The 11,840-nt window shown below is 40.8% G+C and carries 9 protein-coding genes and 1 pseudogene; 7 read left to right on the top strand and 3 right to left on the bottom strand.

Annotation, left to right across the window (positions count from 1 at the left end; genetic code table 11):
* Positions 1 to 18 precede the first annotated feature (18 nt).
* A complete protein-coding gene (locus ACOJR9_RS09270; protein ID WP_420935954.1) occupies positions 19 to 552 on the top strand; it encodes a DUF2062 domain-containing protein in 534 nt (177 codons plus the stop codon).
* A gap of 221 nt (positions 553 to 773) precedes the next feature.
* Here ACOJR9_RS09270 and ligA read toward each other — a convergent pair.
* A pseudogene (gene ligA / locus ACOJR9_RS09265) lies at positions 774 to 1,787 on the bottom strand (NAD-dependent DNA ligase LigA); the annotation flags it as partial.
* 113 nt (positions 1,788 to 1,900) lie between these two features.
* On the opposite strand from ligA, the gene ACOJR9_RS09260 reads away from it, so the two are divergent.
* Positions 1,901 to 2,176 carry a hypothetical protein gene (locus tag ACOJR9_RS09260; RefSeq protein WP_420935953.1) on the top strand — a complete coding sequence of 92 codons (276 nt, stop codon included), beginning with the start codon at positions 1,901 to 1,903 and terminating at the stop codon, positions 2,174 to 2,176.
* Between the two features lies 1 nt (position 2,177).
* Here ACOJR9_RS09260 and istB read toward each other — a convergent pair whose 3' ends face one another.
* Complete coding sequence (gene istB, locus ACOJR9_RS09255) at positions 2,178 to 2,927, bottom strand: IS21-like element helper ATPase IstB (RefSeq protein ID WP_420933001.1); 750 nt, start codon at positions 2,925 to 2,927, stop codon at positions 2,178 to 2,180.
* The gene (gene istA, locus ACOJR9_RS09250) at positions 2,920 to 4,413 is read right to left on the bottom strand and encodes an IS21 family transposase (protein WP_420933002.1); all 1,494 of its coding nucleotides are present in this window, start codon (positions 4,411 to 4,413) and stop codon (positions 2,920 to 2,922) included. The genes istB and istA overlap by 8 nt, the downstream gene beginning before the upstream one ends.
* Before the next feature lie 20 nt (positions 4,414 to 4,433).
* On the opposite strand from istA, the gene ACOJR9_RS09245 reads away from it, so the two are divergent.
* The 5 genes from ACOJR9_RS09245 to ACOJR9_RS09225 all read left to right on the top strand — a co-directional run bounded on the left by ACOJR9_RS09245 (position 4,434) and on the right by ACOJR9_RS09225 (position 11,678).
* Positions 4,434 to 6,482 (top strand): hypothetical protein, encoded by a 2,049-nt coding sequence (locus ACOJR9_RS09245; protein ID WP_420935952.1) that lies wholly within the window; start codon positions 4,434 to 4,436, stop codon positions 6,480 to 6,482.
* A gap of 3 nt (positions 6,483 to 6,485) precedes the next feature.
* Positions 6,486 to 8,384 (top strand): hypothetical protein, encoded by a 1,899-nt coding sequence (locus ACOJR9_RS09240; RefSeq protein ID WP_420935951.1) that lies wholly within the window; start codon positions 6,486 to 6,488, stop codon positions 8,382 to 8,384.
* A 63-nt stretch (positions 8,385 to 8,447) separates the two neighbouring features.
* Positions 8,448 to 9,625, top strand: a protein-coding gene (locus tag ACOJR9_RS09235) for an IS3 family transposase (protein ID WP_420933767.1) whose coding sequence is annotated in 2 segments (ribosomal slippage) — positions 8,448 to 8,697 and positions 8,697 to 9,625 — 1,179 coding nt in all. Because the reading frame shifts where the segments join, the coding sequence is not laid out codon by codon here.
* 161 nt (positions 9,626 to 9,786) lie between these two features.
* Positions 9,787 to 10,323 (top strand): hypothetical protein, encoded by a 537-nt coding sequence (locus tag ACOJR9_RS09230; RefSeq protein ID WP_032094202.1) that lies wholly within the window; start codon positions 9,787 to 9,789, stop codon positions 10,321 to 10,323.
* 11 nt (positions 10,324 to 10,334) lie between these two features.
* Positions 10,335 to 11,678 carry a tyrosine-type recombinase/integrase gene (locus ACOJR9_RS09225; RefSeq protein WP_420935950.1) on the top strand — a complete coding sequence of 448 codons (1,344 nt, stop codon included), beginning with the start codon at positions 10,335 to 10,337 and terminating at the stop codon, positions 11,676 to 11,678.
* Positions 11,679 to 11,840: the final 162 nt, after the last annotated feature.

Here is an 11,840-nt window from a genome sequence, read left to right as displayed (position 1 = left end):
TAAGACGCATCGAATTTTATGCCTAAGAAATTTATACGACGCTTTTTGCCTGATCATCAAAGCATTAAGAAAAACAAAGCACTCAAAATTTTTGGACGTGTTCTTCATGAGCCAAATCTGTGGCATTTAAATCGTCGTTCGGCGTCGGGCGCTTTCGGTATAGGACTTTTCTTCGCATTCTGGCCAGTTCCATTTCAAATGTGGCTATCTGCGGGCGTCGCAATTCCGTTTAGAGCCAACATTCCATTATCGGTAGCCACCGTTTGGATAACTAATCCTTTTACTATTCCGCCTATATTTTATGGCGCATACAAGGTAGGTACTACTGTACTTGGGACTAAGCCGGAGCATTTTGAATTTCAGTTTAGTTGGCAGTGGGTAGTGGAAAGCATAAACACCATTGGACCAGCCTTTTTAGTTGGCTGTGGTATCTGTTCAGTAGTCTTCGGGCTGTTAGGTTACTTCTCGCTTAACTGGATATGGCGCTTTCAAGTGAGTAAAGCATGGGAACGCAGAAAACACAGACGGAATATGGAAGCGAATTCACAATAGTTTTTTTACTTTAGGTTTTTAATACAGTCCCTTCGATAGTAACCCACTCTCCGTGAAGAGTATTGTCAACACAATAAATAACGGCGCCGTATACAGTCGATATGCAGTCTAACGCCGCCCCCCTTTTAAAGCATATTGGACCTTGCCAGCCATTTTAAGCCGTATTAAGGCGTTAAAAAATAACGACCACAAGATGCTAAAACGTTACCTAGTATTACTCGCTAGCCCTCGTGTTCGTCAAGAAATAAAATCAGCGCGGATTCATCCCACACCGTAACATCAAGCTCTTGAGCCTTGGTTAATTTAGAGCCTGCTTTTTCACCTGCTACCAAAAAGTCTGTATTTTTGGACACTGAACCCGCTACCTTTGCACCTAATAGCTGAAGACGCGATTTAGCATCTGCGCGACTCATTTCATTAAGGGTTCCAGTAATCACGCAGGTTTTACCTTTAAGCGGCATACTGTCTTCTCGGGGCTTCTCAACGGTAGGCCAATGTATTCCTTCACTTAACAAAGCGGTAATAACATCAGTGTTGTGCGCTTCATTAAAGAAATTGAAAATATGCTCGGCCACTATAGCACCAACATCCTGCACTTCAATTAATGCCTCAATGGAAGCCTCTTGAATAGCTTCGAGCGTGGTAAAGTGCATCGCAAGATTTGCAGCAGTGGCCTCACCTACTTCACGAATGCCTAACGCATATAAGAATTTCGCTAACGTGGTTTGCTTAGAAGCCTCGATTGAGTTTAACAATTTAGACGCCGACTTCTCGGCCATTCTCTCTAGGCCAATTAAGCGATTAAGAGATAAGGTAAAGAAATCTGCGGGGCTATGCACTAAATCAGCATCAACCAATTGATCCACAAGCTTATCGCCTAGTCCGTCAATATCGAAAGCTTTTCGAGAAGCGAAATGCTTAAGCGCCTGCTTGCGCTGTGCTGGACAAATAAGTCCTCCTGTACAGCGCGCAACAGCTTCGTCTTCTAATTTTTCGGCCTTTGAGTCACACACCGGGCAAAGAGCTGGAAAATGAATATCTACTTCATCACCGGTACGGCTCGCCTCTACCACAGACACTACTTGAGGGATTACGTCTCCTGCACGTCTTATCACCACAGTATCGCCAATTTTAACCCCCAAGCGTTCTATTTCATCTTGATTGTGAAGCGTTGCGTTCGATACGGTAACCCCGCCTACAAAGACAGGTTCAAGCCTAGCCACAGGGGTTACAGCTAAGTGTCACCAGAGCAACCTAATTTCAATTAGAGAACATCCGGTTATATTAGACTTTATATCAAAAATAAAATAGCTTCACCTATTTGAAAACATACAGGTAGGAAATGCAAATGGATACGACAATGAGCTTAGATGAAAAATATGCCTTTATCAAAATCCATTATGGAGAGTCTATACACGGTGGCACGGTTGAACTGTTCAAAGAAATAAGCTACTCCCAAGTCATGAAAATATCAAAAAATCTTGTTGCATATAGCAATATCCTCTGCCCTGTATTGCTATCTAGTGGTAGAAAGGACTTAACTTATTGTTTGAAACTTGTAGCTTATAGAACGTCAACTGTCTTGACCGGTCCGGCGTCAATTATCTTGACCGGTTGTCGCTGAGTTATTCTTCCTGTTTTATTGCTGTTTTTCTTCGATAGCTTTCTCCCTGTAATTGAATGATATGTGAGTGATGAACGAGCCGGTCTATAGCTGCAACTGTCATGGTGGTATCGGTGAACAATGCATCCCAGTCTTCGAACGATTGATTGGATGTAATGATAAGGCTGAACCTCTCATAACGGTGCGCAATGAGTTCGAACAGCACACTGGTTTCTTGTTCTGTCTTTCTGATATAGCCGATGTCGTCTACGATTAGCACTTGGTATTTATCCAGTTTATTCAGCGCATCCTGGAGTTTTAGTTGCTGTTTTGCGTCTTGTAGGTGTTGCACCAAGGCGGTGGCCGGATAGAACTTTACGCGGGTTCCGGCTTCTATCAGGCTGTAACCTAATGCGCTGGCGAGGTGGGTTTTGCCTACACCGCTAGCACCGAACAGTAGCAGGTTTGTGGCTTGTTTAACCCATTCGTGGTTATCAGCCAGGTCATGCAGGCGCGCTTTACTAATGCCTTCTATAGCATTGAAGTCGAAGCCGCCAGCATGTTTGCCTGAGGGCAAGTTCGACTCTTTTAGATAACGTAATTGTCGCTTGTCTGTCCGACTTGCCAGCTCCATGTGGCACAACTCACTCAAGTAGTGTTCTGGTCGCCATTGTTCGTGCAGTGCTTTTTCAGCAAGGCTCTCCCAGTGGTTTCTGAACTCACTTAAGCGCAAGCTTTTTAGCATCAATGGCAGTGAAGCTGTATTAGTCATGTCGACCTCCTTGCAACAGTAGGCCATACTGTTTTAACGAATGCTGCCCCACTTGGAGTTGGGGTATATCACGTGTTTGTTGCTGGAAGCGCTCTTGGCAGTCAAACAGGCTGGGCAGTCTCCCCGTATTCAGTTGCTGCATGATAAAGCGCCCCAGCCGTATTTCGTTATCTTCTTTGCTGGCAAGGTGAAGCACTCTGACGATATAACGACAGGCATCATCTGCTTTCATATTGCCGTTAACATATTGCCAGATGCATCGGTAATCCTCGTTAGGTAATAGCTCGTCGCGCCACTGTGAACACCGGAAGGCTTGTGGCTTTTTAACCAGAGCATCTATGACGTGTTTGTAATTGACGCTGCGTTTACGCGAACTGCCTTGCGCATAAACGCGCTCTAGGGTGTAAGTCAGTTCATGACCGAGATATAAGGCTAACCTGTTATCATACACTTGTACCCGCAAGCGACTGCCTATCAGGCGGGAAGGCACTGTGTAGGTCACGCGTTTAACATTGATAGTGCTGGTGCGCGAGACGCGCACATATTCTATTGAGTAATTGACGCTACCTACAGGCGGCAATGGCTGTAATTGTCGCTGCTCTTTGATAAAGGCGGTGTTGATACGCTTGTTACGCCGCCCAACTAACTGCTGAATAAAGCCTTCATAGTCATCGCGACAGTTAAAATCGAACGAGCCGCGTATACGCAGCGCTTGTTCTAACTGCGCTTTGATATGTCGATTGCTAGACTCGATAACACCATTTTCATGAGCTACACCGGTATTATTACGTGTGGCCGTAAAGCCGTAATGCGCCATCAACGACTTATAGCGTTCGGTAAATGCCTCGGCATTGTCATGGTTTCGGTACGCCGCACTTAAGCTGTCAGTACGGACTTCTTTGGGCACGCCACCACTTTCTCTAAACGCTTTCTGAAGGCTATCGGAGAATGCAGCAAAGCTCTCACCGCCATAAACTACTTGGCAATACTGCCAGCCGCTGGCCGCTAGGCGATAGTTAAACAGCATGTGCTTACACGGCTCTCGTCCTATGGTGATAGGAGATTTGACGTGGGTAAAGTCACATATTCCCAGTAGTCCTGATTCGTGATGCTGCAAGAACATCACATCTTTAGCGCCACCGTGTAATTGTCGCCACTTCTTAATTCTGCGCTCAAGCGTACGTCGTGCTGTAGTTGGGAAGTCGTCACTATGTGATTCACATAGATGATCAAATACGCCTACCGGCGTAATCAATTCATCTTGTTGTAAGATGGGAACAACGACACTCTCCCACACCGCTTCAAGAGGATCGGGTCTGGTACGCCATTGGCGTTTTGCTTGATTAGGTTGGTGACGACCATTCTCGATTCGTCTGGCGGAGCTAACAGAGATATCCGCTTTACTGGCGGCCACTTCCTGCGTGAAATCCTTTCTGAACTTCATATATAACCTGACTTGTTTTTCTGTGATGTGATTTCCCGACACGCCATTCTCCTCGAATTATCGTGTCGAACCTTAACAGAACAACCGGTCAAGATAGTTGTCGCTCAACCGTTCAAGTTAATTGTCGCTTTATAGTAGCTATAGATTTAAGCCAGCGACTTGCTAAACCTACTGCATATTCAAACTTTATATCACTAAAAACACATATTATTAAATTGATAGAGCGTGGCGATATAACTTGGGTACCTTATTCTACAGAACATCTCTCTTTTCTCAGTGTTGCTATCCCCAAAATGACTTATGAAGAACTTAAAAAGCAAGCAATCCCTAGAAAAATTCAATTAGGATTCAAGCATGTAAATCCTAAAATTGGAGTATTTAAAGAAGTCCTGAATAAAACATGTAGCCCTGAAATCTCTGGCGCTTTGATAAATCACGCGATGGCATACAAGAAGAAAACGAAGCAGAGGATAATAGCTCAATTAACAGATTTTCTTAACGGTATAACTACAGATAAGCCTGATTGGTATAATCATCCACTGGTTTTACAAAGTGAATTAATTAAGTTCCGGGCGAACCTGCTTGACCGGTATCAAAGAAATACAGCTTATTTGCATTTCCATATTATTAGTAAAGCAATAAGAACACTAATGGAACAAGGACTACTAGACAGCCAAATAGACCTGCCTGACAACTATAAGGGGTCATGGCGTGATCAAACATTGCATGCAAACAATCCCTTAGTATCTAGCTTAGATTTATACGATTTAAAAAGTATATCTTCTAATAAAGATACGCCACGATTTCTCGAACTGTTGAAAAAAGAAATCCATACGAACCTTGCCTGCTTGACGGATGTAGCAAAAGATATTGTTTGGAAAGGTTATCAAGATTATTTATTAGGATCCGAAGTTGTTACTCAATATAAAAATTTCATTGTACAACATACAGATAAAAACATTGATATCGAAGCTGAGCTTGCTCCCAAGTTTCAAGCTAAATTAAGCGCGATTTGGCCAGAAAACAACATATCTGACTTTTTAACATCTAAGCGCGTTGCGTATTATGACAGCAACTATGAGTTTTATATCGCAGGTGGGACCAATGACCCAAATAGCCCTTACAAAGTAAGTAATTCTGTAAACAGATATTTGGGACTGACCATAGAAGTAGCTTCAGCTATGCAAACGATAATCGTGGAAGAAATTGGCATCAATCCATTTTCTCTCTACGATATCTCGATATCATCTGACGGGGTTGGTAGAGAGTTTGTTCAAATTACTGATGAAGGGTCTGTCCGACTTCGCGCTTTAAAAAAACGCGCAAAACAATCAAAAACAAGGAAAGCTAAAGGAGGCCCCGTCTTACTCTCACAGATACAAAAATCAGATATAGATGCTGCTACTTGTCTGAAAATGGCTTTAGAAATGACAAGTAGAGCCAGAAATTCGAGCGAAATTAGAAAGCTTTGGATAATTCGGACAGCAAATGGGGTGCAACATGTTTCAGACACTGCATTTCAACATAACTTTAACAAAATGAAAGCGAGCCTACCTAGTGAAAATAATGCCTTACAACACTCAACATTAAAAAAAATAAGAGGTTCCAAAGGGGTGTTAATATTTCTTCAATCAAGAGGGGATGCATTGAGAACCGCAAATTACTTAGGTAATAAAGTCGAAACAACCTTAAATAGATACATTCCCCCTTATCTATCAGAGCTAATCTATAGAAATAAAATTAGAGCGTTTCAAAATATATTGCTATACATGGCGATTGGTTTGGAAGATTCGCCCTCAGACGCGCTTAATATGAGTGAGGAGGAATTAAAGTCTCAGCTTGAAGTTGCTTTTAACAATGAAGATATGGGTGGTAATTTTTACGACAAACTTAAAAACCCGAATGATGAAAATACCCAGAATAAAGAGGTGTATTTTTGTGTTTCTATCGACAATATAAAAACAGCTCTTATCTATATTAAAACTGGTAGTGATCCGATACTTAAGGAGCAATGTGTCAATGCTGTTTCAGCAATATCTGAAAGCACTGTCATAATGAAACAAATGCTCCGAACTGCTCAACTTGCAGTGCAAAAAAGCGAGGTTAAATAAAACATGAGTGAAAGTGCAAATTTAATAGACGATGATTTTGTTGACTTTTCCAAATTGATTGATTCCGCAGGAAAGTTTGAATACGAAATGCCCAGATGGCTATTAAATGACAATATTTACGACCAAGAATGGTTAGCTTCAAAAGTGGCTATAGATATTGACTACTATCGTAAGAACAAAAACAAAGCACTAAAGATAAATTTTAAAAGAAAGATTTCTGACGTGGAGTATTTGACTGACGGAAATAATGAACCTTTATTGAAAGACATTATGCATAGCTTATTATACTTGGACGCACGAGGAAAAATAACACGACCATTAAGAGCTAAAGCCATTCTGGTCGCCATTACAGACTTAATTAAACATGCTAATGAGGTTCGGCAAAAAAAATCAAGATTGCTTGTACGGGGACTAGATCAAATAAAATTAAACGAGCTTAAAGATTTTATTATGGATTATAATACACAGCCTCATGTATTTGCTGCCGCCCTTAAAATCATAGATTTGAACTATGGTTCATCTTCACGAATCGACTGGATTAAGATAAAAAATGAGCTTAATTTAACAACAAGATCACTAATGTCATTGCAGCACTCTTTGAAAAAACACTATAAGAGTAACCCACCTAAAAACGATAAGAGTTCTTATCAAGAAGACCACTCAGTGACAAAGAAATGGAACCAACCCAATAAGGTTCGTGAATTTCAACCTGCGAATACAATGGATTTCGATATAGACACAGATTTACAACCTTCAGAAAAGACAATATCAAATATAGTATCTTTGCTTGAGGCGGTCTACACAGCAAGGGCATCTCAAAAGTATAAATTTGCTCACTCGCCCGCAGCATTATTTAGCAATGGTGAAACTCTGTTTGATAGCATGAGACAATCAATAAAAACCCCCATAATGCCTACTTCTAATTACCTGCATTCTATTTCAACAAGCCTTAAATTTGCTAGGAAGTATGGTTATGCTATCCGCCAGCATTTATCCGTTCTTGCGAAAAATGAGCTTAAAAAAGTAGATAACAGCGACGTTTACCGCTCAAGCTCATCATTACAAGAGGAAGTGTTTAAAGAAACACCTTTGCCAGACGTATTAAAAGAACTGAATATTACGTCGTGGTGTGACGACAATTTGGTGTGCTTCAGCCAATTTAGACGAGAAATGTCCATGGCCGTTGCGATAAGGTTATATTTAGCCTCAATTTACATACTAGTAGCAGGTTTTGTTGCTAGTAGAGTTACGTCTATGAGAAGTTTAAAACGGAACTGCTTTGTTCAATCGCCTATTGATGGACTTTTCGATTTAGTCTTAAGAATTCCAAAAACTTCTGAACGTATTGAACTTGAAGATGTTCACCGCCCAATACCAGACTTGATATTCGATTATGGCTTAGAGTTTGCACTTTTAAATAATGTTCTAGAAGAGAGAAGAGGCTTTATTGTAGATGAAAACGAACAGTTCTTATTTGGTGGTTTTTTGTCACACACGTCTTTTAAAGCCTATACATCAGAATTTGCTCAATCGCGTGTTACCCCTCTCAGCGATGATTATATAAATGGTTGCCTAGACTTGTTTGCAGACTGGAGTTTCTCTCCCTTAATTAATGGAAAACGATGGTATCCAAGAAGTCACCAATACCGACGAACGTTTGCTGTACTGTATTTCAACATGACTGACAATACGGGGTTAGAAGAATTGTCCTGGTTTTTGGGGCACGCTGACCTAGAGCAAACTTTTCACTACGCAGAAGTATCTCCAAGTTCCGAGTGGATTGACGAAGCAGAAGTTACAATTGCAAGGATTGGTGCTTCTCTTGGTAAGGCGATACTGGGTGATTCAAGCGTAACAAATATTGTAAATACAGCTCGTAAAAAAGCAAAAACATCTCTGTGACGTGGTCCAATTGAATTGACCAGTCCAGTTAAGAGTATAATATCAGCTTAACTGGAGAAAGAGATGCCTGAAAGAAAGCGTTACACCAAAGAATTTAAACTCGATGCGGTTAGTCTTGTGCTTGATCAAGGCCATAGCAGAACCGATGTTGCCAAAATGTTAGATGTTAACAATCAGATGATCAGTCGCTGGGTCAAGGAATACCAGCAAGATGATGATGGGCAAGCATTTAGGGGCAACGGTAAATTAACACCAGAGCAAGAAGAGATCCGTCGACTTAAAGCGCAGGTCAAACAGCTTGAAATGGAAAAGCGCATATTAAAGGAAGCGACGGTCTTTTTCGCCAAGGAAACGAAATAAAATATCGTTTCATCGCGCAACGTAAAAAGACCTATCCAGTCGATTTAATGTGTCGACTGTTGGGCGTGAATAGAAATGGCTTCTACCGGTATGTGAAGAAGCAGGAATGGCCGCAGACGCAGAAGGATAACGAAAAAGCTGAGATGCTCGAATGGATTGAAGCCATAGATGTTGCGAGTGAGCATACATACGGTAGCCGCAGAATGCAGCGAGCATTGAACTGTTTAGGTTATCCAGTAGGCCGACAGCAAACGCGGCAGTTAATGAAAGAAGCCAACGTAAAGGTTCGATACAAGAAGAAGTATAAAATCACCACCAATAGTGATCACGACAAGCCCGTATTCGACAATGTACTCAACCGTGAGTTTGACGTTAACGCACCGGACCAAGCGTATGTTTGCGATATTACCTACGTCTGGACACGTGAAGGTTGGTTGTATTTAGCCGTGGTTATTGATCTGTTCTCGCGGAAGGTTGTGGGCTGGAGTATGGGTTCACGAATGAAGGCCAAGCTTGTTTGCGATGCACTGACAATGGCGATTTGGCAACGTCGCCCGAAGCCAGGATTGATTGTTCATTCTGACAGAGGAAGTCAGTATGCAAGTGACCAGTATCGTCGATTATTGAAAGGCCATGGTTTTATTGGCAGCATGAGTCGAAAAGGCGACTGTTGGGATAATGCCGTGGTAGAGAGTTTCTTCGGTACACTGAAACAAGAACGTGTGCATTGGAAGTCATATCAAACCCGTCTCGAAGCACAGCAAGATATCTTGCAGTACATCGCGATGTTTTATAATCCGATGCGGTTACATTCATACTTAGGATATATGAGTCCGAATCAGTATGAAGTGGCAGCATTGAAACAGAAGAAAGTAGCTTAACTGGGTTGGTCAATTTTGGTTGACCACGTCACTGGTAATTGAACCTTTAGTAAGAGATTTGATCGATGAGCATAAAAAAAATACTGGTGAGACAGTTCGATTTCATCGAATTGAAGGAAATGCTGTGTTTTTTTATTTTCAGAAAAAAGAGGCATATTGACGTGGCGAGATTTCAAAAAGGGCAAACTTCTCAATCTGTAATTTTGAAAAAAAAAATGATCACTGAATCAATGATTCGTAAAAGTGAAATCCTCAATAGCATAAAGCATTATGATGAGATTCCCGATAGCTTAACGACCAGTAAATCCACCATCACTAAGACAATGGTAAATAAGTGGCACGACGACTCATTAGGCGTAATAAGGTATTCTTACAACTCTTCAATGACAGAACACAACGCATTAGCTTTACGCGAATTATCAGTTGCTATTGAAGACCTTAATGTAAGGCTTAAAAAATCAGAAGCAAACAAAAATAAAAACGTTGCGATAAAAAAGACTCGGTTAACAACCCATGATATTAATGAGTTGAAAAGAGAAAATGAAGACTTAAAATCTGCACTTGCAGAAGTTTACAGGGCATACATGCAACTTTTAGATAATTGTAGAGAGGACGAACAAATAGACAAAGCTTATAGAAAACTGATTTTGGATCAGGCTCGTATTTTAGGAAATAACAGATTGGCTTTGATAAAATAATGTCATATGTCATGACGGCTAAATCACCCTGCCTTGATTTCCTTATAACCAGTCAGCGCAGAAATGAAAAACATGATTGCTCACTGTCTTTAATAATGAAGAAAGGCGGTGGCATAGATTGGCACGCCAATGCTTACCTAACCAAATTGGGCGGAGGCGCTCAAATATTTAATATTAGGCCGTTAGCACCGACGGTTACAAAGAAAGCTTATAGCCTAAATATATTTTGTTCTTTCCTTGAAGATAAAAAAATTTCTCTATCCGACATCAATGATTCGGCTTTATATCAATTCATAGGCGTATTAAAAGATCGAAAGATTGCCGATGAAACAGTATTAACGCACGCCAGAGTCGCTTTGGGTTACGTTATATTTTTATCTGATGAAAATCCCCACTGGAAACTAGCAACTGAAGAAAAAGACACGGTGAGAGCATACAGTGTTCATTACTCTGAAAAGAAGTTTAAAGCAGGTAATAGAGAAATAACTTATGTAGATCATGTATCATTTGCGGGGTTGATTAGCATTGCCGTGGACGTAGAGTATATTCACGATCATGAATTTGTTTTATGGTTGGACGCCATTAATGAAAGCACGTATCACCCAGAGCTTAATGAATTTTTAATATACAGATGGCAAGCCTTCTCCACACTACTTGAGATTACTGGGGCAAGAATAAGTGAAGTTCACCAGATAACAAAATCTTCAGTTGAAAACGCTTCTAAGTCGCTCCTGAATTCCAAGAAGTGTGTATTAAGAGATATTCCGATTCTAAAGGGTAAATATAAAGATAAAAAAAGAGAAGTAGAAGTCACAGGTGATGACCTACAGATCATAATGTATTACCTAAAGTTAGTCGAAAACACATTTCCCAACCAAAACCATGACGCCATTTTTGTTGATGCACGAAGTGGCAAACCATTGGCAAAATCATATCTAAAAAACTATGCAAAAAAAGTAATTAATGCCAGTAAGTATAAGGAAGAGTTGCGCCATGTCACAAATCACTCTTTCCGACACAGATTTATTACAATGAATGTAGCTAAGGCGATTAAGAAACTAGCAGCATCAGGAAGCTTTAATAATATTTTGAGTGTTGCTGCTACAGCATGCCGAAAAGTCACAATGCATGCTTCAAATGCAACTATGGCAAGATATGTCCATTTGGCGTCTGAACTGAATCATCAATCAACTCAGCTAGATAGTGTTTTACTTGCAATGTCGTCTCAGGTCAGAATTAGAATGATTAGAATGATAAATATCAGTAAGTCCTTGAAAGCGAAAAAAATCGATGAGACTGAGGCGATTCAATCGTTATTGACTAACATTGACGAGATTGCAAAATTCGATTTATAAGTTGTCTTAGTGTGGTTGCCAGATCAAGTCTGAGCTAGTACAAGTTACTAGTACAAGTTACCGCACTTTACGCTCAATAATCTTTCCACTAAGACCACTACAATCGTTCCCTATAGTGGCAGAATAAACCCGTACACCTTCTTATAATTCGGCTACCAATAG

It is taken from the genome of Alteromonas ulvae, from assembly GCF_048987005.1.
Classification (GTDB): Bacteria; Pseudomonadota; Gammaproteobacteria; order Enterobacterales; family Alteromonadaceae; genus Alteromonas.
The sequence above is the reverse complement of the archived record's forward strand: the minus strand, read 5'-3'. Positions and strand labels throughout refer to the sequence as shown.

Bases quoted from the DNA above. Each gene is read 5' to 3' on its own strand.
- ACOJR9_RS09270 (WP_420935954.1), top strand. From the start codon at position 19: ATGCCTAAGAAATTTATACGACGCTTTTTGCCTGATCATCAAAGCATT.
- ACOJR9_RS09260 (WP_420935953.1), top strand. From the start codon at position 1,901: ATGGATACGACAATGAGCTTAGATGAAAAATATGCCTTTATCAAAATC.
- istB (WP_420933001.1), bottom strand. From the start codon at position 2,927: ATGACTAATACAGCTTCACTGCCATTGATGCTAAAAAGCTTGCGCTTA.
- ACOJR9_RS09240 (WP_420935951.1), top strand. From the start codon at position 6,486: ATGAGTGAAAGTGCAAATTTAATAGACGATGATTTTGTTGACTTTTCC.
- ACOJR9_RS09225 (WP_420935950.1), top strand. From the start codon at position 10,335: ATGACGGCTAAATCACCCTGCCTTGATTTCCTTATAACCAGTCAGCGC.